This is a genomic window from Ralstonia sp. OTU4908 (genome assembly GCF_038440115.1).
GTDB classification, from domain to species: Bacteria; Pseudomonadota; Gammaproteobacteria; order Burkholderiales; family Burkholderiaceae; genus Ralstonia; species Ralstonia pickettii.
Window position 1 is genome coordinate 13,659 of the sequence record NZ_JASATD010000030.1, and the last position, 20,207, is coordinate 33,865.

General features: G+C 64.8%; 20 protein-coding genes. 8 read left to right on the forward strand and 12 right to left on the reverse strand.

Annotated elements, in window-relative coordinates:
* The first annotated feature begins 32 nt into the window (after positions 1–32).
* The gene (locus AAHM38_RS19955) at positions 33–1,475 is read left to right on the forward strand and encodes a sensor histidine kinase (RefSeq protein ID WP_037028749.1); all 1,443 of its coding nucleotides are present in this window, start codon (positions 33–35) and stop codon (positions 1,473–1,475) included.
* An 81-nt stretch (positions 1,476–1,556) separates the two neighbouring features.
* Here AAHM38_RS19955 and AAHM38_RS19960 read toward each other — a convergent pair whose 3' ends face one another.
* The 6 genes from AAHM38_RS19960 to AAHM38_RS19985 all read right to left on the reverse strand — a co-directional run bounded on the left by AAHM38_RS19960 (position 1,557) and on the right by AAHM38_RS19985 (position 7,729).
* Positions 1,557–1,697 carry an entericidin A/B family lipoprotein gene (locus AAHM38_RS19960; RefSeq protein WP_012760976.1) on the reverse strand — a complete coding sequence of 47 codons (141 nt, stop codon included), beginning with the start codon at positions 1,695–1,697 and terminating at the stop codon, positions 1,557–1,559.
* Positions 1,698–1,769: 72 nt separating this feature from the next.
* Entirely contained in the window at positions 1,770–2,210 is a 441-nt protein-coding gene (locus tag AAHM38_RS19965; protein ID WP_012760977.1) for a response regulator, read from the reverse strand.
* A gap of 102 nt (positions 2,211–2,312) precedes the next feature.
* Positions 2,313–2,945, reverse strand: coding sequence for a response regulator (locus AAHM38_RS19970; protein ID WP_037027780.1), 633 nt, complete (start codon positions 2,943–2,945; stop codon positions 2,313–2,315).
* Positions 2,946–3,254: 309 nt separating this feature from the next.
* A complete protein-coding gene (locus AAHM38_RS19975) occupies positions 3,255–3,680 on the reverse strand; it encodes a hypothetical protein (RefSeq protein WP_116576731.1) in 426 nt (141 codons plus the stop codon).
* A 240-nt stretch (positions 3,681–3,920) separates the two neighbouring features.
* Positions 3,921–6,638 carry a methionine synthase gene (metH, locus tag AAHM38_RS19980; protein ID WP_116576730.1) on the reverse strand — a complete coding sequence of 906 codons (2,718 nt, stop codon included), beginning with the start codon at positions 6,636–6,638 and terminating at the stop codon, positions 3,921–3,923.
* 50 nt (positions 6,639–6,688) lie between these two features.
* Positions 6,689–7,729, reverse strand: a complete 1,041-nt coding sequence (locus tag AAHM38_RS19985) for a homocysteine S-methyltransferase family protein (RefSeq protein ID WP_116576729.1) — start codon at positions 7,727–7,729, stop codon at positions 6,689–6,691.
* Positions 7,730–7,882: 153 nt separating this feature from the next.
* Between AAHM38_RS19985 and AAHM38_RS19990 the strand changes: the two genes are divergently transcribed.
* Positions 7,883–8,275, forward strand: coding sequence for a rhodanese-like domain-containing protein (locus AAHM38_RS19990; protein WP_004633744.1), 393 nt, complete (start codon positions 7,883–7,885; stop codon positions 8,273–8,275).
* Between the two features lie 112 nt (positions 8,276–8,387).
* Here AAHM38_RS19990 and AAHM38_RS19995 read toward each other — a convergent pair whose 3' ends face one another.
* The 4 genes from AAHM38_RS19995 to AAHM38_RS20010 all read right to left on the reverse strand — a co-directional run bounded on the left by AAHM38_RS19995 (position 8,388) and on the right by AAHM38_RS20010 (position 11,777).
* Positions 8,388–8,645: a BTH_I0359 family protein gene (locus tag AAHM38_RS19995; RefSeq protein ID WP_012760982.1), complete on the reverse strand. Its 258-nt coding sequence runs from the start codon at positions 8,643–8,645 to the stop codon at positions 8,388–8,390.
* A 319-nt stretch (positions 8,646–8,964) separates the two neighbouring features.
* Positions 8,965–9,804: a 3-oxoadipate enol-lactonase gene (gene pcaD, locus AAHM38_RS20000; RefSeq protein ID WP_116576728.1), complete on the reverse strand. Its 840-nt coding sequence runs from the start codon at positions 9,802–9,804 to the stop codon at positions 8,965–8,967.
* A gap of 1 nt (position 9,805) precedes the next feature.
* Entirely contained in the window at positions 9,806–10,939 is a 1,134-nt protein-coding gene (locus tag AAHM38_RS20005; RefSeq protein ID WP_218909922.1) for a DUF3108 domain-containing protein, read from the reverse strand.
* Positions 10,905–11,777, reverse strand: a complete 873-nt coding sequence (locus AAHM38_RS20010) for an IclR family transcriptional regulator (protein ID WP_116576726.1) — start codon at positions 11,775–11,777, stop codon at positions 10,905–10,907. The genes AAHM38_RS20005 and AAHM38_RS20010 overlap by 35 nt, the downstream gene beginning before the upstream one ends.
* 82 nt (positions 11,778–11,859) lie before the next feature.
* Here AAHM38_RS20010 and AAHM38_RS20015 point away from each other — a divergent pair, with 82 nt between their 5' ends.
* On the forward strand, positions 11,860–12,852 hold the full coding sequence (locus AAHM38_RS20015) for a fumarylacetoacetate hydrolase family protein (protein WP_012760986.1): 993 nt from the start codon (positions 11,860–11,862) through the stop codon (positions 12,850–12,852).
* A gap of 8 nt (positions 12,853–12,860) precedes the next feature.
* On the opposite strand, the gene AAHM38_RS20020 is transcribed toward AAHM38_RS20015, so the two are convergent.
* Positions 12,861–13,769, reverse strand: a complete 909-nt coding sequence (locus AAHM38_RS20020) for an IclR family transcriptional regulator (RefSeq protein WP_116576725.1) — start codon at positions 13,767–13,769, stop codon at positions 12,861–12,863.
* 106 nt (positions 13,770–13,875) lie between these two features.
* Here AAHM38_RS20020 and AAHM38_RS20025 point away from each other — a divergent pair, with 106 nt between their 5' ends.
* The 5 genes from AAHM38_RS20025 to AAHM38_RS20045 all read left to right on the forward strand — a co-directional run bounded on the left by AAHM38_RS20025 (position 13,876) and on the right by AAHM38_RS20045 (position 19,147).
* Positions 13,876–14,880, forward strand: coding sequence for an LLM class flavin-dependent oxidoreductase (locus AAHM38_RS20025; protein ID WP_116576724.1), 1,005 nt, complete (start codon positions 13,876–13,878; stop codon positions 14,878–14,880).
* Between the two features lie 84 nt (positions 14,881–14,964).
* Entirely contained in the window at positions 14,965–16,128 is a 1,164-nt protein-coding gene (locus AAHM38_RS20030; protein ID WP_116576723.1) for an ABC transporter substrate-binding protein, read from the forward strand.
* A 68-nt stretch (positions 16,129–16,196) separates the two neighbouring features.
* Positions 16,197–17,015 (forward strand): enoyl-CoA hydratase/isomerase family protein, encoded by an 819-nt coding sequence (locus AAHM38_RS20035; protein WP_037027801.1) that lies wholly within the window; start codon positions 16,197–16,199, stop codon positions 17,013–17,015.
* A 56-nt stretch (positions 17,016–17,071) separates the two neighbouring features.
* Entirely contained in the window at positions 17,072–17,959 is an 888-nt protein-coding gene (locus AAHM38_RS20040; RefSeq protein ID WP_116576722.1) for a PhaM family polyhydroxyalkanoate granule multifunctional regulatory protein, read from the forward strand.
* Positions 17,960–17,962: 3 nt separating this feature from the next.
* Entirely contained in the window at positions 17,963–19,147 is a 1,185-nt protein-coding gene (locus AAHM38_RS20045; protein ID WP_179817601.1) for a patatin-like phospholipase family protein, read from the forward strand.
* Here the strand turns inward: AAHM38_RS20045 and AAHM38_RS20050 are convergent, their stop codons facing one another.
* Complete coding sequence (locus tag AAHM38_RS20050) at positions 19,148–19,843, reverse strand: glutathione peroxidase (protein WP_116576721.1); 696 nt, start codon at positions 19,841–19,843, stop codon at positions 19,148–19,150. It abuts the gene before it with no gap.
* Positions 19,844–20,207 lie beyond the last annotated feature (364 nt).

Here is a 20,207-nt window from a genome sequence, read left to right on the forward strand (position 1 = left end):
GCGGTTTGACGTTTCCTATGGGTCTGCATGCCATGCGGTCATCCTTGCGCTCCACTCTGCTGCTCGCCGGCGGCATTCTGCTGACGCTCGGGGTGCTGATTGCCTCGGAGACGGGCAACATCCGCCTGAGCCAGGGCTATCGGCAGGTGATTCAGTCGCAGCAGGCTGAAACCGCCATCAACGAACTGCTGGCCGAACTGGTGAACGCCGAGGCCGGGCAACGCGGGTTCTTGCTCACGGGCAAGGACGAATACCTCGATCCGTACAACAAGGCCATCCCGCACATCCACGCGTTGATGGCGGAAATTCGCGATCACTACGCCAACGATCCGGACGCGCTCAAGCTGTTCTCGGAGACAGCGCTTCAGGTGAGCCGCAAGCTCACCGAGATGGAACTCACGCTCATCTATGGCAAGCGTGATCTGGAAGTGGCGCTCGATCTCGTGCGCACCGATTTCGGCAAGGCATCGATGGAAGCGGTGCGACAGGGGCTGGATCGACTGCGTCAGCGTGAGATCGCCACCGTGGCGCGCAGTCTTGAACACGCCGAGCGCGACCTGGCCCTCTCGCGCTACGGCATTGCGCTCATCACGGCGGTCAACATCATCCTGCTGGTGGTATTGGGCATGCAGCACGCCAAGCGCCTTGCCGTGACGGAGCGCGAGCGCGACATGGCCGAAGAGGAAAGCCAGAAACTCGACCGCATGGTGCGTGAGCGTACGCGACAGTTGAGCGACCTCGCCGCGCATTTGCAGCGCGTAACCGAAGACGAGAAGACGCGCCTGGCGCGCGAGTTGCACGACGAATTGGGCGCTATCCTCACCGCCACGAAGATGGATCTCCACTGGCTGCGCTCACGCGTGCACAGCAGCGAGCCGGCCGTGAGTGAAAAGATTACCCGCGTGATGGCCCACGTCGATCAGGGCATCCAGATCAAGCGCCGCCTGATCGAAGACCTTCGCCCGACCATCTTGCTGAACCTGGGGCTGGTGGAAGCGCTCTCGCAATTGACCGAAGACGTCGGTACGCGCAATGGCTGGCATACGGAAGTGAGCCTGCCCGACGATATGCCCAAGCTGACCGACGATGCGGCCATCGCGCTGTATCGGATCGTGCAGGAATCGCTGACCAACGCATCGAAATACGCGCATGCGACCACGGTGTCGGTGGCGCTCGATGTGGGTGAAGAGGGCGTGCGCTTGCGCGTGCGCGACAACGGCCGAGGTTTCCCTGCCGATATCGAGCGCCGCCGCATGGTTGGCCATCACGGCCTGCTGGGGATGGAGCAGCGTGCCATTGCGCTGGGTGGCACGCTCGTCATCGATTCCATGCCGGGCGGAGGCGTGACGATCATCGTCGAGCTGCCTCCCAGCGATGCCGTCTTCGACCGGAGTGCGGCCAACGAACCGTCGGGCATGCAGGCGCTGACTGGCGGGATTGCGCCCGCGCCGGGTCACGGCGGCGCAACGGTGTAGGTCGCTCGCCAGGTGCTGCCCAAACAAAAAGCCCCATCGCGGGGCTTTTTGTTTTTGATGCCGGAGTGGCTGACGCGGGCGTTACATCTTCTGCTTGACGTTGTCGGCCGAGTTCTCCAGCTTCTGACCACCGGTCTGGATGTCCTTGCCGGCGCCGGCCATGGTGTTGCAGCCAGCCAGGAACATACACGTCAGTGCAAGTGCGGCACACAAGGTCTTCATCGAACGCTCCTTGGGGTGAGAAATGGCGTTGGGTGCGCAGCGCGGCGGTATTTACGGCGCGCGCGAACAATCTCAGGGGTGGAAATGCTGGGCGGGCTGCGGACGGGGGCGACCCACGCCGGCGCGCTCTTCGATGACCTCGAACACCTTGTCGAGCTCGAGCGACTTGTCGAAGAAATAGTTGGCGCCAGCTTCAAAGCAGCGCTGCCGGTAGGTCGGCACTTGCGCGTGGTTGGTATAGACGATACGCACGCTGGGTGATGCCTGATCACGCAAGGTTTGAAGGACCTTGAACCCGTTGCCCTGCCGCAATTGCAGGTCAACGATCACGACGTCGTAGTTGCCTTGCCCGAGGAGGCGCAGCGCCAAATCTTCGGTGTCTGCCCATTCGACCGTCGCCACGAAGGCGGAGGCCTTGAGGTATTCCAACACCATGCCACGAAGCACAGGGGAGTCCTCGATCAGGAGGACACGCAGGCCACGGGCGGAGAGGGTGACGGCTTGATCCAGCATGGGTTGATGTTAGCCAGCGGGTTGCCGAGGTGGTATCAGGCGTTGTCCTACATGCCAGTTGGGTTTGCGGCGCGCCAAGGGGTTTTGGCACCCCACCGCATGCTACTCAACCAGGCCGTTCTTGATGGCGTAATACGTCAGATCGGCATTGGATTTCATGCCCATCTTTTCCAGAATCCGCGTGCGGTACGTGCTGACCGTCTTGACGCTCAGGAACAACTCTTCCGCGATGACCGATACCGATTGCCCGCGCGCCAGCTTGCAGAAGATCTGGAATTCGCGCTTGGACAGCGTCTGGTGCAGCGGCTGGTCGGTCGGTTTTTCCAGGCCGCCAATCAGCAGTTCGGCCACGGTCGGGCTGACGTAGCGACGGCCTTGCGACACGGTGCGGATGGCCTTGACCAGCTCGTCCGGCGCGCTTTCCTTGGTCAGATAGCCCGAGGCACCTGCGCGGATGAGATTAATGGCGTACTGGTCTTCCGGGAAGGTCGACAGGATCAGCACCGGCAGATCCGGATGGCGCTGGCGAGCCAGCTTGAGGGTGTCTATGCCGTTGCGATCGGGCATGGAAATGTCGAGCACCACGACGTCAAAGGCCCCGGTGCGGAGTTGCTCCATCACCTCTTCCCCGCTGGCCGCTTCCCCCGCGACTTCGATGTCCCGCTCTTCGGACAGAAACTGTCGAAGGCCGGCGCGGACGATCTCGTGGTCGTCCGCAATCAGGACGCGAATCATGCTGCTCCTTATGAGCGCGCTGGGCGGATTGCCCGACTCCATGCGCTGCGCTTGTTGGTTCGATACGACAGCAATTGTATCGGACTGTTGCGCCAAAACGGGGCCCCTCTTGCTGGCGGTTTGAGAAGGCGTTGTCTGCGTTTCCATAAGAGACCTCGGGAATGTGCATGAATCGCAACATGTCGATGCCTCCCAATGAGCAATCGGCGTGCCTGAGCGCGTGCGGCCAAAGAAAACGGGGCGGAAGAGTTCCGCCCCGAGGGTAGCCGGAATTGCCGGGCGGCCCCGGCTTTTCCGCGCAGTGACGTGTTACTTCGTCTGGGTCGTGGCGGCGGCGTTCGCGCCTGCGTCGGCGCTCAGGCCGGCGCCGGTGTCAGCCTTTGCGGCCTTGCCCGACTTCTCGGCCGACTTTTCCGTCTTGCTGACCGACTTGCCGGCCTTGTCTGCGGTCTTGTCGACGCCGGCTTCCGTCTTCGCCTTGTGCTCGTGCGCGGCCTTGGCGCCGTGCTCAGCCTTGGTGTTCAGTTGGCTCTTGGCGGACTCGGTGTCCAGCTTGGCGCCGCCGTCCGACTTCGCATCGGCCTTCAGGCCCACGCCGGCATTGCCTTGCGCGGGCGCCACGGCCGCAGTGCCGTTGCTTTGCAGCGATGCGCCGGCCGACGGGGTTTGTGCGTTGGCGTAGGCCGAAGCAGCAGCAATAGCGATGGCGGACAGGGAGATCAGCAGCTTGTTCATGGAGAGACTCCTTTCATTCTGAACTGCCACGCGAGGAATTCGTCGCGGCATCACTCCGTGTGTGTTGAGTGAATGCGTTCAGTCTATGGAGTCGTGCCGGTTACGACTGTTAGGGGGTGTAAGCCTTTGTAATGTAAGGATCGCCCCTCTTGAAACCCCGGAAAAGCCAACGCCAGCAAGGGTTTGCGGACGTAAGACACAGAGCGGATCACACCATGTCTTAAACGTCTTGTCACAGAATCAGAGATTCGGGGCGAGGGCGCGCTCCACAAAGGCGCGGTCTTCGCCGCTGCGGGCGATCATGTCGTCCACCTGATCCTGGCCGATCTTGCCGAGCGTGAAGTACGTGCTGGCCGGATGCGACAGGTAAAAGCCCGAGACGGACGCGGCGGGCGTCATCGCCAGCGCTTCGGTCAGGTCCATGCCGATCTCCTGCGCGTCGAGCACGCGGAACATGTCGCGCTTGACGGTGTGCTCCGGGCAGGCCGGGTAGCCGGGCGCGGGGCGGATGCCCTTGTATTCCTCGCGGATGAGCGCATCGTTGTCGAGCGTCTCATCCGGTGCGTAGCCCCACAAGTCGCGACGCACGCGGGCGTGCAGGCACTCGGCAAAGGCTTCGGCAAAGCGGTCGGCCAGCGCCTTGAGCATGATCGCGCTGTAGTCGTCGTTGTCGGCTTCGAACTGCTTCTCGCGCTTTTCCACCCCGATGCCGCCCGTCACGGCAAACAGGCCGATGTAGTCGGCAATGCCGGTGTCCTTGGGCGCGATGAAATCCGCCAGGCAGCGGTTCGGGCGCATCACGCCATCGATGATCGGGCGCTCGCTCTGCTGGCGGATGTTGCGCCAGGTGAGCGCGACTTCCGAGCGCGATTCGTCGGTGTAAATCTCGATGTCGTCGTCGTTGACGGTGTTGGCCGGCAGCAGCGCGATCACGCCATTGGCCGTCAGCCAGCGCCCGGCGATCAGACGCGCGAGCATGCTCTTGCCGTCGGAGAACACCTTGCGGGCCGATTCGCCGACGATCTCGTCGTTGAGGATGTCCGGGAATTTGCCGGCCAGGTCCCACGTCTGGAAGAACGGGCCCCAGTCGATGTACTGCGCGAGTTCGTTCAGATCGTAGTTGCGGAACACGCGGCGGCCGATGAACTTCGGCTTGGGCGGCGTGTAGTTGCTCCAGTCGATCTTCGTCTTGTTGGCGCGCGCGGCGGCCAGCGACACCATCGGCGTGGCCTTCTTGTTGGCGTGCTGCGTGCGGATGCGGTCGTAATCCGCATGCAGTTCTTCCACGTAACGTGCGGCGCCTTCGTCGGACAGCAGGCTTGACGCCACGCTTACCGAACGCGAAGCGTCCGGCACGTAGACCACCGGCCCTTCGTAATTCGGGGCGATCTTCACGGCGGTATGCACGCGGCTCGTCGTCGCGCCACCGATCAGCAGCGGAATCTTCTTCACGCGGAAGTACTCGTCGCGCTGCATTTCCGACGCCACGTAGGCCATCTCTTCGAGCGACGGCGTGATCAGGCCCGACAGGCCGATGATGTCCGCGCCTTCCACCTTGGCCTTTGCCAGGATGTCGTTGCACGGGACCATCACACCCATGTTCACGACTTCGAAGTTGTTGCACTGGAGCACGACGGTGACGATGTTCTTGCCGATGTCGTGCACGTCGCCCTTGACGGTGGCGATGACGATCTTGCCGCGCGAGCGGACGTCGCCGCCGGCCGCTGCAATCTGGCGCTTTTCTTCTTCGATGAAAGGAATCAGGTGCGCCACCGCCTGCTTCATCACGCGGGCGGATTTCACCACCTGCGGCAGGAACATCTTCCCGGCACCGAAGAGGTCGCCCACGATATTCATGCCGTCCATCAGCGGGCCTTCGATGACCTGGATCGGACGGCCGCCGGCGGCAAAGATCTTCTGGCGGACTTCTTCGGTGTCTTCGACCACGTAGTCGGTGATGCCGTGCACGAGCGCATGCGCAAGGCGTTTTTCCACCGGCTCCTGGCGCCAGGCGAGGTTTTCTTCGCGGCGGGTACCCCCGCCTTTGTAGCGGTCTGCAATTTCCAGCAGGCGGTCGGTGGCGTCGGGGCGGCGGTTGAGCACCACGTCTTCCACGCGGTCGCGCAGTTCGGGGTCCAGGTTCTCGTAGACGCCAAGCTGCCCGGCGTTGACGATGCCCATGTCCATGCCCGCCTGAATCGCGTAGTACAGGAACACGGTATGGATCGCCTCGCGCACCACGTCGTTGCCGCGGAACGAGAACGACACGTTCGACACGCCACCGCTCACCTTCGCGTACGGCAGGTTCTGCTTGATCCAGCGCGTGGCTTCGATGAAGTCCACGGCATAGTTGTTGTGCTCTTCGATCCCAGTGGCCACCGCAAAGATGTTCGGGTCGAAGATGATGTCTTCGGGCGCGAAGCCGACCTTGTTCACCAGGAAGTCGTAGCTGCGCTTGCAGATCTCGGTCTTGCGGGCAAACGTGTCGGCCTGGCCTTGCTCGTCGAACGCCATGACTACGGCGGCCGCGCCGTAGCGCTTGATGAGCTTGGCGTGTTGCGCGAACTGTTCTTCGCCTTCCTTGAGCGAGATCGAGTTGACGATCGCCTTGCCCTGCACGCACTTCAAGCCTGCCTCGATCACGTCCCACTTGGACGAGTCGATCATGATCGGCACCCGCGCGATGTCGGGCTCCGAGGCGATCAGATTCAGGAAGCGCACCATCGCCGCCTTGGAGTCGAGCATCGCCTCGTCCATGTTGATGTCGATGACCTGTGCGCCGTTTTCGACCTGCTGGCGCGCCACGGCCAGCGCCTCGTCGAACTGGCTGTTCAGGATCATGCGCGCAAACGCCTTGGACCCGGTGACGTTGGTGCGCTCGCCGACGTTGACGAACAGCGTGCTCTCGCCGATGTTGAACGGCTCGAGGCCGGAAAGGCGCATGGGGTGGTCGGTCATGATCGTTTGATGCGAATGGGGACGGCGGTGTACGGGCGTGGGGCCTGTGCTCAGGCGGCTTCTTTGTATTGGCCGGGCCATGCGCGCGGTTTGCGATTCGCCACGCGATCGGCAATCGCCTTGATGTGCTCCGGCGTGGTGCCGCAGCAACCGCCCACCAGATTCACCAGGCCGGCCGAAGCAAACTCGTCGACCAGGCTGGAGGTGACCTCTGGCGTTTCATCGAAACCCGTGTCGCTCATCGGGTTGGGCAGGCCGGCATTCGGGTAGCACGAGACGGCCGCGTCGCAGATCTTCGCCAGTTCGGCAATGTACGGACGCATCAACGCAGCACCCAGCGCGCAGTTCAGGCCGAAGGTGATCGGCTTGGCGTGGCGCAGGCTGTTCCAGAAGGCTTCGACGGTTTGGCCAGAGAGGATGCGGCCCGAGGCGTCGGTGACGGTGCCGGAGATCATCACGGGCACGCGCTCGCCGGTGTCTTCGAAAAGCTGATCGATGGCGAACAGCGCCGCCTTGGCGTTGAGCGTGTCGAAGATGGTCTCGACCAGGAACACGTCCGCGCCGCCTTCGAGCAGCGCCTTACCCTGCTCGTAATACGCATCGCGCAGTTGGTCGAAGCTGACGTTGCGGGCGCCCGGGTCGTTCACGTCGGGCGAGATGCTCGCGGTCTTTGGCGTCGGCCCAAAGGCGCCGGCGACGAAGCGCGGCTTGTCGGGCGTGCTGTATTTGTCGCAGGCCTCGCGTGCGAGGCGGGCGGCCACGACGTTCATCTCGTAAGCCAGCTCCGCCATCTTGTAGTCTTCCTGCGCGATGGTCGTCGCACCGAAGGTGTTGGTTTCGATCAGGTCGGCGCCAGCCGCGAGATACTGCTCGTGGATTTCACGGATGACGTCGGGGCGGGTGAGCAGCAACAGCTCGTTGTTGCCCTTTACATCGATCGGATGGTCGGCAAATCGCTCGCCACGGTACTGCGCCTCATTCAGCTTGTAGCGCTGGATCATGGTGCCCATTGCGCCGTCCAGGATCAGGATGCGCTCGCGCAGCAGCGCGGGCAGGTTGGCGGCACGGGTGTAGGGCAGGGGCGCGGTCATGGGGTGGGACTCCGGGGTGCGGCGGCCGGTCGAATATTCAGAATTTGCGGCCAAAACGGAATTTTACCAGTCGCATCAATGACTTGCCGCCGTTGCGGGCAATCGCGCTTCTATAATCGACATCACGCCAATTGCTCTGCTCTGACGCCCGCCATGCAACTGCTCGACCCCACAGACGCCCACGCGTTCCTGCAGCGTACGCCTGCCGCCCTCTTTATCGACTGCCGCAGCGAGATGGAACACCTTTTCGTGGGGCATCCGGCCGGCGCGCACCACGTCTCCTGGAATGACGGCCCGCACTGGGAAGTGAACCCGGAGTTCGTGCCGACCGTACGCAAATTGACCGGCCACGGCATCGAGCGGCCGATCGTGCTGATCTGCCGGAGCGGCAATCGCTCCGCGGCCGCTGCGCACGCGCTGGAAGAAGCCGGGTTCCGCGATGTCTACGTCGTGCGCCACGGCTTCGAAGGCGATTTGGACGGCACGCGCCATCGCAACACCCTCAATGGCTGGCGTCATGCCGGTCTCCCGTGGGAGCAGTGCTAGAGAGAAACTATCGGCCCGATAGTCGGTCGGCAAATGAATAACGCCCGGCAGCGCCAAGCTCCGGGCGTTTTTTCATGGTTGTTCCAGCGGGCAGTCTGACCCGCGAAGTGCCTCAGTGCATCGTGACCGGCTGCGTCATCACCGTGTCGAATTTGCCCAGGAAATCATCGACTTCTTCAACGGTCGGTTCGCTGGCGATGAGCTTCTTCACGTCTTCGCGGAAATGCTCGGCCAACTCGCCGCCAAGGAAGATTTCACGTTTGAGGTTCTTGTCGACGATCTCGTAGCCGCCCGCGGCAAGCATGGCGTGTTGGCCGTCTACACCGAACTCGACAACACAGTAGTTGTCGCTGTTGTAGATCATCTGCATGGTGCACCTCCGAGGCGTCAATCGTCTTGCTGTTGTGGGGACTGCTCTACTGCTGCACCGGGTAGATGGGGCCCACCATCATGACTTCAAGGGCCGATCAACTCCCGCCTCATGATCGTTCCGCCCCATCTGTTCCTTGGGCTTCATGATCGGTCACAAAGTTCGCAAACGCGAGGCGAAATGTGTGACGTGCGTTGGGATCGAGTAACAATATCTTTCCGGGCCTGCACCGAAAGGAGCAAACGGGCTTCCGCCATTCGGCCAGTGGACAACGGGCGGTGTGCGGGGCGCTTGCAACTATCGGCAAGGCAAGCAGGCCTCATGGCGTGTCAACCTGGGTTTCGCATCCCGCGTGCCTGAGGAACTCATCCAGATCGGCGAGAAAGGCCTCCTCCTGTTCGATAGGGGCCAGGTGCGCCGCATGCGGAATCACTTTCAAACGGGCGTCGGGAATGTGCGAGGCGATTTCGCGCGCGGCTTCCACCGGCGCGCCAGTGTCCTGCTCACCGGTCATGACGAGCACGGGACAGGCGATGCGCGCCAACGCGCTGCGTGTGTCGAGCGCCTTGATGGCCAGGCACGCACCGACATAGCCGTGGGGCGGCGTGGCGCGCAGCAATGCACGAATCCGTTCGACAACATCGGGATGCGCTTCCCGGAACGGCGTAGTCAGCCAGCGCTGCATCGTGGGTTCCACGATGCCGCTCATGCCGTGTGCTTCGACCTGGCCAATGCGTTCATCCCACATTGGGTGCGCCGATATGGGCGTGTGGCACACGGTGTCGCACAGGGTGAGCGACAGCAGCCGCTGCGCGTGCCGTACGCCCAGAACCTGCCCGACCATGCCGCCCATCGACAGGCCCACGAAATGCACCTGTCCGATCGATAGCGCATCGAGCAGGCCGGCCACATCGTCCGCCATCTGGAACAGCGTGTAGGGGCCATGTGGGGCACTGGTCTGGCCGTGGCCGCGTGCGTCGTAGCGGAGGACCCGATAGCGGCCTGCCAGGCGTTGGGCGGTGTTGTCCCACAACCGGTGGTCGACGCCCAGCGCGTGCGCGAGCACCGCCCAGGGGCCGTCCGTGCCGTCGGTGCGGTAGTGGATGTCGATGTCGTTGGCGCGCACCGTGCCGGCGGCGGAGAGGGCGTTTGCGTCCATGTCAGCCTCCTTCCTGGGACTGATAGACCAGATCGAACTGCATGCCGTTGGGCTCGGTCTGGCGCAGGCGTACCGGCAGCCAGCCGCGATCGGGGGACAGCCAGATCTCTACACGCCGTTTGTCATCCGCGCGGCGCGGCAGCCGTATGAAGTGCTGCGCACGAATCGTGCCGTTCGGCGTGTCGATAGTGTCCTCGCCGATGTGCTGGACGCGGGCGACTTCCACGCTATCGGTATCGGCGATCGGAATTTCCAGGGTGAGACCCGGACTGGCGATGCGCTCCGGGCCGCCGCGGGCTAATCCCGTCAATTGCAGAAAGACGCTGAAGCGGTCTTGTGTGCCCTCTGGCAACGGAAGCACGGCCGGCGTTCGTGTAAAAGTGACTGTGGATGCGCTCTGCACGCCCGACGCGGGTGCTGATTCGGTCGCGTGGTGGAACGTGGTGACGTCGGGCTGCCTGCGGCCGCGCACTTCTTCATAGCGTGTAGGAGTCAGGCCATAGTCGCCGACGGTGCCAGCGCTGCGAAAGGCCAGTGTGCCGAAGAACAACGGCAACGGAATTTCCACGGCGAGCGTGTAAGTTTTGCCGTCGGTGGCCCAGCGGATCACACCGTCTTCGTTGCGCACGCCGTTGACGTAAGTGGCGTATCGCAGCGTGGCCGAGGGTGGCAGCGAAAAGCCCTCGCCGGACGGTGCTGGGGGGCCACCCGGGCCGTCGCCGCTGAGATCTCTGGCCATGCCGGTATCGCCGGAGGCTTGTGCGCCAGCGCTGGTGAACTCGGACGGGTCCATGCTTGCGAGGTCGGGCGCCGGCGCAGGTGTCGGCGCCGGCGCGGGTGCGGCCGGATGGGGCACATGCGGTACAGCCGGCCGTGGCGTGGGCGTGGCCGGGGGCGGGGGCGGCTGTACAGGCTCAGGGAGCAGCAACAGCGCGGGGATGATCTGTTCCGGCGCGGGCGGCCACGTCACCTGACGACTGCGCGCAACCCACTCGACCGCAACGACATGCAGCACAAGCACGGCCAACAGCACCACCCCGAGACGGCCAAGCCGATGGAAGCGACGCCTGCGGGGTTGCACGGGGTCGCTACTCAGTTCGTCAGGATTGCGGGGCGGTGGGAGCAACGTATCCAAGATCGGCGGAAAGCTGTTGTGCGGCCAGCCGCAAGCGCCGCTCCAGCGGGCTGCTCCAGCTGGTGTCGAAGGTGCTTTGTGCGCCCAAGGCGATCAGCACCAGACACAATTGGCCGTTGGCGTCGAACACCGGCAGCGACATCGCGTTGATGCCGGGCAGCACGCCACCGTGGATGCGCGAGGCGCCGTGCTGGCGCACGTCTGCGCAGATGACGTCGTAGGCTTCGAGTGTTCGCGGCAGCTCGGGGTTCTCGGAGTCGGCGGACTTACCCTTGGCCGCAATGCGATCGATTTCGCGCTGGATGAATGAGCGCGTCTGCGCGCGCGGCAAGTACGCGCCGAACACGCGGCCGGTGGCCGAGTTCAGCATCGGCATCACGTCGCCCAGGCGCAGGCTGACCGTTACCGGATGGCTGGCTTCTTCCCAATGGACGATGGCCGGGCCCTGATTGCCCCAAACGGCCAGGCCGATGGTGTGATCGATCTCGTCGCGCAGCGCGGCGGCGGCGGGCCGGGCGCGGCGCATCGGATCTTGCCGGTTCAGGCTCAAGAGCCCCATTTCCAGCGCGAAAGGCCCAAGGTCGTAACGGCCTTCAGGCGTTTGCGTGACCAGCCCCAGCCGCGCAAAGCTCACCAGGTAACGGTGCGCCTTGGCGGGGTTCATGGGCGCGGCACGCGCGAGGTCGCGCAGCATCATCGGGCCGCTGGTATGCGTGAGCACTTCCAGCAACCGGAAGCCGACTTCGATGGACTGGATACCCGAGCGTGCGGGCGCATCCAATTCACTATCGGCATCGGGCTCCAGATCAAGATCGGCGTCGGCGGGCAGCGGTGGCATGGTCAGGGGCGATGGATCGGTTCGGGCCAGTTTAGCCGATGCTCGGTGTACCATCCGCGCAGCCTTTTTTCTTACAACGCACATGAAACTCGCCACCCTCAAGGATGGCTCGCGCGACGGCCAACTGGCCGTGGTCTCGCGCGACCTGAAGACCGCTCACTTCGCCACGCACATCGCCGGTACGCTGCAGCGCGCGCTGGACGACTGGGCTTTCCACGCGCCGCAGTTGCAGGATCTGTACGACCTGCTCAACGCGGGCCGCGCACGCCACCCGTTTGCGTTCGACGCTGCCAACTGCATGGCGCCGCTGCCGCGCGCGTATCAGTGGGCCGACGGCTCGGCGTATGTGAATCACGTTGAACTGGTGCGCAAGGCGCGCGGCGCCGAGATGCCCCCCGAGTTCTGGACCGACCCGCTGATGTACCAGGGCGGCTCGGACGACCTGGCCGGCGCGCACGACCCGATCGTCTGCCGCAGTGAAGCGTTCGGCATCGATTTTGAAGCTGAGGTCGCTGTCATCACCGGCGACGTGCCGATGGGCACCGAGCCGGCCGCCGCTGCCGAGGGCATCCGCCTGATCGTGCTCGCCAACGATGTGTCGCTGCGCAATCTGATTCCCGCGGAGCTGGGCAAGGGTTTCGGCTTCTTTCAGAGCAAGCCGGCCACGTCGTTCTCGCCCGTGGCCGTCACGCCCGATGAATTGGGCGACGCCTGGCGCGAACGCAAGGTGCATCTGCCAATGACGGTGCGCTGGAACAACAAGAAAGTTGGCCAGCCCGAGTGCGGCACCGATATGGTGTTCGACTTCGGGCAGTTGATCGCGCATATCTGCAAGACACGCAACGTGCGCGCGGGCAGCATCGTCGGCTCCGGCACGATTTCCAACGTGGACCGCAGCAAGGGGTACGCATGCATTGCCGAGAAACGCATGCTGGAAACCCTCGAATCCGGGGCGCCCGTCACCGAGTACATGCGCTACGGCGACACCGTGAAGATCGAGATGTTCGACGCCAACGGCGTGTCGATTTTCGGGGCGATCGACCAGGAAGTCGTTGCGCCGGGCACGCAGGCGTAAGCCTTGCCTTACGCGGATTCGGGCGTCGTCCGCGGACGGCGCCCCCGCGTTGGCGCAGCGGCACCGGCCATCAGCGCCTGCCCGTGATACCCCAGGCGCAGCGACAGCGTGCGCCCGGCCTCGCGCAACAGCCGCGCGGCGGGCCCTTCCGGGCTCGAATCAAACACGCTGGACAAGCCCAGCGCCGTGATCGCCCCGGCCAGCTTGCCCTGGGAATCGAGCACCGGCACGGCCACTGAATCGATGCCGTGCACCAATGTCCCGCCGATGCGCGCCACGCCCTCCTGCCGCACCGCCTGCCAGCGCGCGCGGCAGTTCAGCCAGTCGGTCAGACCCGCCTTGCCGGCGCCGGGGCCGCGCAGCTCGCGGTCGATGAGCGAGACGATCTGGATTTCAGGCACCCACGCCGCGCACGCCTGGCCCGTGGCTGAATTCAGCAGGGGCATGACGGAGCCCACCCGCACATTGACCGCCACCGGCCGGCCGCTGTCTTCCCAGCGCACGATGACGGGCCCGCGCGCGGTCCAGATCGACAGAAACACGCTTTCGTTCAGCCGTTCGGCCAGCTTAGGCAGCAGGTTGCTGCCTTCGCGCACGAAATCCACGTCGGACAGCGCCGACAGCCCCACCTGCAAGGCCTGTGTGCCGAGCCGATAACGGGCCGAGGCTGGATCCTGCTCGACAAAACCCATGCGTTCCAGCGACACCAGATAACGGTGCACCTTCGCGCGCGGCATGCCTAGCTGGCGGCCCAGTTCTGAGACGGCGTGTGCGCCACCGGCATGCGCCATCGCCGAAAGCACGCTCAGCGCGATCTCGGCGGACTGGATGCCGGCGCTGGTGCGTTCAGGTGCGGCGTCTTCTGCGGGCAGTTCGTCGGGCGATGTGTCCGGCGGCAGGGGAGCGTCGATGGGCATCTTGATGTCTCGAGTGTCGCTTTATAAGATACACGTTACGTAAAAAGATACAACCGGCGCGGCGGCCCTGCGCGCTGGAAAAGACCTCGAAACCCCGGGAGACGCCATGAAGCTGTCGATCTTTTCCGTGCAGGACCATTACCCCGACCGGCCCCGCAGTCTGCCGCAACTCTACGCAGACGTCATCGCCCAGGCGCGCCACGCCGAAGCGCTCGGCTACGACACCTTCTGGGTGGCCGAGCATCACTTTCACGAGTACGGCGCCGTTCCCAACCCTGCGGTCTTTCTCACGCATCTGGCCGCGCAGACGCAGCGGCTGCGGCTGGGCACCGCCATTTCGATCCTCACCTTTCATCATCCGGCCACGGTGGCAGAGAACTACGCGATGGTCGATGCGCTTTCGGGCGGACGGCTGTCGCTGGGCGTGGGCTCCGGCTACCTCAAGCACGAGTTCGAAGGCTACGACGTCGACCCCGCCGTCAAGCGCGAGCGCTTTGACGAAGCGCTGATGCTTGTCGAGCGCTTGCTTGCAGGTGAGCGTGTGCATCACGCGGGCCAGTTCCACACGCTGCGCGACGTGCGCCTCAACGTGCTGCCGGTGCAGGCTCGCGTGCCGATCCACGTGGCGATCCTGCGGCGCGAGGCGGCGTATCACATTGGCCGGCAGGGGCGGCGCATGCTGTTCGTGCCGTATGCCTCGGTCGACAGCTTCAATGACATCCGCGCGTTGATGGACGACTACCGGCGCGGCCTGACCGAAGCAGGCATTGCCGACACGCGTGGCATGGCGGCCGTCGCGCTGCACACGCATGTGGGCCCGACCGAAGCCGCCGTGCGTGCAACGGCCGCCGACGCGTTCGACCTGTACGTTGCCACGCGTCTCTATGCGCGCCGCCAGACGTACGACGATGTGCTCGCCAGCGGCCTGTCGTTGTTCGGCACGCCCGATGCGGTGGCCGAGAAGCTCGCGCGGCTGTCCGACATGGGCGTCGATCACGTGATGGCGCTGCACAACTTCGGGTTGATGCCGCAATCGGCTGTGCTCGAATCGATGCGCGCGTTCGTGGAGGATGCGCTGCCGCGCGCCCGCATCACGGCGCTCGCTGCCTGAACCTGTCCAGCCTGGGCGACTCCGCATCGCCAAACCGCCGCAAAACCGCTACGCTCTTTGCCAAACCACGTGAGGAGACCCCCAATGCAGCGACCGAAGTGGCGGCACGCAGGCGTACTGGCTGGTCTGGCTTTGCTGTCTTCCGCCGCACTGGCGGACATCCGCGTCGGGGTCACGGTGTCGGCCACCGGGCCGCAGGCCTCGCTGGGGCAGCCCGAGAAGAACGCAACCACGCTGTGGCCAAGCGAGATTGGCGGCGAAAAGGTCGACGTGATCGTGCTTGACGATGCCTCGGACACCACGCGCGCCGTTACCAACACGCGCAAGCTGATGAGCGAGTCGAACGTTGACGTGATCGTCGGCTCTTCCACGACGCCGAATACGCTGGCGATGATCGACGCGGCGGCCGAGGGCAAGACGCCCGTGATTTCGCTGGCCTCATCCGCCCGGTTGATCGAGCCGATGGATGCCAAGCGGCGCTGGATCTTCAAGACGCCGCATTCGGACTCGCACATGGCGTCGCTGATTGCTGAGCACGCCGCAGCGCACGGCTTGAAGACCATTGCTTACATCGGCTTTGCAAATGCACTGGGCGAGGCCTTCCTGATGGAGGTGCAGCGCTTTGCCGATCTCAAGCACATCCGCGTCACCGATACCGAGCGTTTTTCGCCCACGGACAACAGCGTGACGGCGCAAGTCCTGCATCTGCTGGCCAACAAGCCCGACGCGGTGGTGATTGGCGGCTCCGGAACGCCGGCCGCGCTGCCGGCTCGCGCGCTGGCCGAGCGGGGCTACACCGGCAAGATCTACTTCAATCACGGCGTTTCCAACAACGATTTCGTCAGGCTATGCGGCAAGGACTGCGAAGCCGCCTACGTGCCGACCGGCCCCGTGATGGTCGCCGCCGAACTGGCTGATACCCACCCAGCCAAGAAGCAGGCGCTGGATTTTGCGCGCCGCTACGAGGCCGCCTTCGGCAAGGGCAGCGTGTCGATCTTCGCGGCCTACACCGGCGACATCGGCTTGCTGTTGCAGCGTGCGGTGCCGGTGGCGCTCAAGCGCGCCAAGCCTGGCACGCCGGCCTTTCGCGAGGCGCTGCGCGACGCACTGGAGCAGGTGCGCGATCTGCCTACCAGCACCGGCGTGGTGAACATGAGCCCACAAGACCACGTTGGCCTGGACCAGCGTGCCCGCGTCATGGCGCAGATCCGCCGTGGCCAATGGCACCTGGCCGATACCGCGAAGTGACGAGGGCGCACATCCCGCGTTGCATGCGCGATCTCATCCGCTATGCTTGATTCATTACCTCGGACGCCATGACCTCGCTCGCTCCCCGTTTTGCCCGCTACCAGGCGCTGACGCTCGTCCAGCACGGCCCCATCCTCGAAATCGTGATGGGTGCGGCGCAGTCGGCCAACCGCAAATTGTCCACGGCCGATGCCGGGCTGCACCGTGAGCTGGCGGAAATTTGGCGCGATGTTTCCGCCGAGCCCTCCGTGCGCGTCGCGCTCATCCGCGGTGAGGGCAAGGGCTTTTCGGCTGGCGGCGATCTGCACCTCGTCGAGCAGATGGCCGACGACTTCGAGGTGCGCACGCGCGTCTGGCACGAGGCACGCGACCTCGTCTACAACGTCATCAACTGCGACAAGCCCATTGTCAGCGCCATGCACGGCCCGGCCGTGGGCGCAGGGCTGGTAGCCGGATTGCTGGCCGATATTTCCATCGCTGCCAAGGATGCCCGCATCGTCGACGGCCACACGCGCCTGGGCGTGGCGGCGGGCGACCACGCGGCCATCGTCTGGCCGCTGTTGTGCGGCATGGCCAAGGCCAAGTACTACTTGCTGCTATGCGAGTCCATGACCGGCGAAGAGGCCGAGCGCATTGGGCTGATTTCGCTGGCCGTGCCGGAATCGGAACTCGTCAACCGCGCATTCGAGGTCGCCGAGCGCCTGGCGGCGGGTTCGCAGACGGCCATCCGGTGGACCAAGTACGCGCTGAACAATTGGCTGCGTCTGGCGGGCCCGAGTTTTGATACGTCGCTGGCGCTTGAATTCATGGGCTTTGCGGGCCCCGACGTGCGCGAGGGCATTGCGAGCCTGCGCCAGAAGCGTCCGCCCACGTTTGATGGCGCCTGATTGAAGATGAAGACACGTATGCGCGCCCGCCCCCCGACCGATTTGTAGGAGACACCATGTTCACCCAGATGCCCAATTTCGCCGAAGGCGGTTTCGATTTCCTGCGCAAGCTGTGGGGCGGCGGCTTTGCCGGGATGGCCGGTGGCGGCATGCCCAACATGGCGAGCTTTGCCGCGCCGCCGATGGACCTTGAGGAAATCGACAAGCGTATCCACGATCTGCGCGCGGTGGAGAGTTGGCTGCAACTGAACGCCAGCCTCCTGCGTACGGCAATTCAGGGCCTGGAGGTGCAGCGCGCCACGTTGGTGGCCTTGCAGACGTTCGGCTCCGCACTGTCGCCCGAGGCCATGAAGTCTGCGTTCGACGGCCTGACGCCGAGCGCGTCGTCGTCTTCTTCGTCTTCCGGCGAGGAATCCAAACCTGTCTGGCCCCACACCGCCGCCACAGCCAAGCCGGACGACGAACCGCCGCCCGAAGACGAGGACGAGGCGGAAGAAGACACGGACGACGATCAGGCCGAAGCCCGCGCCGAGGCTGCCCACGCTCAGGCACAGGCCGCTGCGCAGGCGCAAGCGGCCGCACGCGCCGCCGCGGCTGCGCTGGACCCCTCGCCGTGGTGGAACATGCTGCAGCAGCAGTTCAACCAGATCGCCAGCTCCGCAGCGGCCGCCATGCCGATGCCGCAGAATCTGATGCCGGGTTTCCCCGGAGGCTTCCCCGGGTCTGGCGGCGCCCCGGGCGCGGAAGGGCTCGATGCGGCGCCGGAAGACATCGAAGAGCCGACAGCGCCGGCCCAGCCCAAGCGCGCTGCCGCCAAGGCGACGCCGAAGCCGGCCGCCAAGGCGTCTGCAGGGCGCACAGCCAAGCCGGCCACCAAGAAGACTGCTGCCAAGAAAGCGCCGGCGAAATCTGCGCCGCGCAAGCCCACCAACGACACCCCCTGATCGATGTCGACGGACTGCACTGCACTCTTGATGATGGGCGGCGGTGCGCGTGCCGCCTACCAGGTCGGAGTGCTGCGCGGCATCGCGGGGTTGGCGCGCGAGTATGCGCCGGGCGTGGCGCGCACGCCGTTCGACGTCATTTGCGGGACGTCGGCGGGCGCCATCAACAGTCTCGGCCTTGCGCGCGGCGCGCAGGATTTCACGCTCGCCACCGAGGCGCTCACCCAGCTCTGGGGCAGCCTGCATGCCGATCGCGTCTATCGCACGGACGTCGGCCGCGTGGGCTCCAGCGGCGCGCGCTGGCTGACCGCACTGGCGTTCGGCTGGATGACCGGCCACACGCCGCGCGCCTTGTTCGACAACACGCCGCTGCGCGAGCTGCTGGAATCCCAACACGACGGTCAGCAGGTGCAGGCGGCATTCGACGCCGGAGCGCTACGCGCGCTGGCCATCACCGCGCTGTCATACACCACAGGGCGTCACGTCACGTTCTATCAATCGCCGCACGTGGTGCTGCCGTGGCGGCGTTCGCAGCGGATTGCGGTATCAGACCAGATTGGCGTGTCGCACATGCTCGCGTCGTCGAGCATCCCGTTCGTCTTTCCGGCCGAGCCTGTGCCGCTCGAAGGGAACGACGAATGGTTCGGCGACGGCACGATGCGGCAGATGTCGCCGTTGAGCCCCGCCATTCATCTGGGTGCGAATCGCATTCTGGTGGTGGGCGCGGCGTCTCGCACGCAGCCTGGCTGGTACGACACGGTACCGGCGTCCGGCTATCCGTCGCTGGCGCAGATCGCGGGGCAGGCGCTGGCGAGCATCTTTCTCGACGGGCTTTCGGCTGACATCGAGCGGCTGCAGCACGTCAACGCCATGGTGGCGCGCAACCCCGAGATTGCCGATGCGCGCGACGGCTGGCGCAAGATCGAAGTGCTGGTCATGGCGCCTTCCGAGCGCATCGAGCTGATTGCCTCTCGCCACGTGCAACGCCTGCCCGGCACCGTGCGGGCGCTGCTCAAGCCGCTGGGCGGCACCGAGGCGCGCGGCGCAGCATTCGCCAGCTATCTGCTTTTTGAGCCAGAGTTCACGCAGGAACTGATCGACCTGGGCGAGCGCGATGTGCAGGCGCGCCGCGACGAGTTGGCGGCGTTTCTGTACGGCGCGATTCCGGACACGATGCGCGCAGCCTGATCAGCGCGACGAGCGTGTCGATGGTTCAGCCAGCAGCGCGTCGATGCGCTTGATCAGCGCCGGGTCGCTCGGCTCGACGCTGCTCGGGAACACCGCCGCCACGCGGCCGGTGCGGTCCAGCAGGTATTTGTGGAAGTTCCACTTGGGCGGCTGGCCCGTCTGCGTCGCCAGCCACGCATAGAGCGGCGACGCGCTCGCGCCTACCACGGGCGTCTTCGAGAACATCGGAAATTTCACGCCGTATGTGTTGTAGCAAAAGTCGGCGATCTGCTTGCTGTTGCCGGGTTCCTGCTGGAAGTCGTTGGACGGAAAGCCCAGCACCGTCAGCCCCTTGTCGCGGTACTTTGCGTACAGCGCTTCGAGCCCCTCGTACTGATGCGTGTAGCCGCAATAGCTCGCGGTGTTGACGACCAGCACGACGCGGCCGGCGTACTGGCACAGGTCTTGTGGCGCGTCGTCCTGCAGGCGCTTGACGCGAAAATTCAGGCTGGCAGGGCATGCGCCTGCGGCAACCGGCGCTTGCACGGTCGGTGCAACGCCAGCCGTGGCGGCATGTCCCGTGCGGGGCAGCAGCAATGCAATGATGGCAATGGCAATCGCAATGATGATCATCAGCACATGATGCCGACGCAGCGCACCCGACGCGTGCAATTGCAGGCGCGGCCGGCGCGCGGAAACGGTGGCAGGAAACAACATGGGGACTCTCCAAAAGCGGTCGCTCAGCCGGCGAACCGGAGTTTGTCTTCAGTCTAGGGTATAACGCCCCGGGGTCGCACCGGGTGAATTGTGCGGTATGCGTTGCCTGCCATTCTGCGCACGGATTGCAACGCTTCCTATACTGAAACCTCGCCGGGCGTAGTCCGGTCCGACACAAAAGACGACAGCCTGCGTGCTGCCGATCACATCGCGGCATACCGCGAGACAACGCGCGACGGCATCGCGCGTGAGGGGGTCGCCGGGCCACGTTGCAACCGTGGCTGCGGCAGGCCTGTTGTGATGAGGAAACGGGCAGACCAAGAACTTTGCTCCGGCAACCATGAAAAACGGGGGCTGGTCAAGC

What these genes read in the sequence shown, in the direction of transcription:
- AAHM38_RS19955 (WP_037028749.1), top strand. Translation starts at nt 33, where the DNA reads ATGCGGTCATCCTTGCGCTCCACTCTGCTGCTCGCCGGCGGCATTCTG.
- AAHM38_RS19960 (WP_012760976.1), bottom strand. Translation starts at nt 1,697, where the DNA reads ATGAAGACCTTGTGTGCCGCACTTGCACTGACGTGTATGTTCCTGGCT.
- AAHM38_RS19965 (WP_012760977.1), bottom strand. Translation starts at nt 2,210, where the DNA reads ATGCTGGATCAAGCCGTCACCCTCTCCGCCCGTGGCCTGCGTGTCCTC.
- AAHM38_RS19970 (WP_037027780.1), bottom strand. Translation starts at nt 2,945, where the DNA reads ATGATTCGCGTCCTGATTGCGGACGACCACGAGATCGTCCGCGCCGGC.
- AAHM38_RS19975 (WP_116576731.1), bottom strand. Translation starts at nt 3,680, where the DNA reads ATGAACAAGCTGCTGATCTCCCTGTCCGCCATCGCTATTGCTGCTGCT.
- metH (WP_116576730.1), bottom strand. Translation starts at nt 6,638, where the DNA reads ATGACCGACCACCCCATGCGCCTTTCCGGCCTCGAGCCGTTCAACATC.
- AAHM38_RS19985 (WP_116576729.1), bottom strand. Translation starts at nt 7,729, where the DNA reads ATGACCGCGCCCCTGCCCTACACCCGTGCCGCCAACCTGCCCGCGCTG.
- AAHM38_RS19990 (WP_004633744.1), top strand. Translation starts at nt 7,883, where the DNA reads ATGCAACTGCTCGACCCCACAGACGCCCACGCGTTCCTGCAGCGTACG.
- AAHM38_RS19995 (WP_012760982.1), bottom strand. Translation starts at nt 8,645, where the DNA reads ATGCAGATGATCTACAACAGCGACAACTACTGTGTTGTCGAGTTCGGT.
- pcaD (WP_116576728.1), bottom strand. Translation starts at nt 9,804, where the DNA reads ATGGACGCAAACGCCCTCTCCGCCGCCGGCACGGTGCGCGCCAACGAC.
- AAHM38_RS20010 (WP_116576726.1), bottom strand. Translation starts at nt 11,777, where the DNA reads ATGCCACCGCTGCCCGCCGACGCCGATCTTGATCTGGAGCCCGATGCC.
- AAHM38_RS20015 (WP_012760986.1), top strand. Translation starts at nt 11,860, where the DNA reads ATGAAACTCGCCACCCTCAAGGATGGCTCGCGCGACGGCCAACTGGCC.
- AAHM38_RS20020 (WP_116576725.1), bottom strand. Translation starts at nt 13,769, where the DNA reads ATGCCCATCGACGCTCCCCTGCCGCCGGACACATCGCCCGACGAACTG.
- AAHM38_RS20025 (WP_116576724.1), top strand. Translation starts at nt 13,876, where the DNA reads ATGAAGCTGTCGATCTTTTCCGTGCAGGACCATTACCCCGACCGGCCC.
- AAHM38_RS20030 (WP_116576723.1), top strand. Translation starts at nt 14,965, where the DNA reads ATGCAGCGACCGAAGTGGCGGCACGCAGGCGTACTGGCTGGTCTGGCT.
- AAHM38_RS20035 (WP_037027801.1), top strand. Translation starts at nt 16,197, where the DNA reads ATGACCTCGCTCGCTCCCCGTTTTGCCCGCTACCAGGCGCTGACGCTC.
- AAHM38_RS20040 (WP_116576722.1), top strand. Translation starts at nt 17,072, where the DNA reads ATGTTCACCCAGATGCCCAATTTCGCCGAAGGCGGTTTCGATTTCCTG.
- AAHM38_RS20045 (WP_179817601.1), top strand. Translation starts at nt 17,963, where the DNA reads ATGTCGACGGACTGCACTGCACTCTTGATGATGGGCGGCGGTGCGCGT.
- AAHM38_RS20050 (WP_116576721.1), bottom strand. Translation starts at nt 19,843, where the DNA reads ATGTTGTTTCCTGCCACCGTTTCCGCGCGCCGGCCGCGCCTGCAATTG.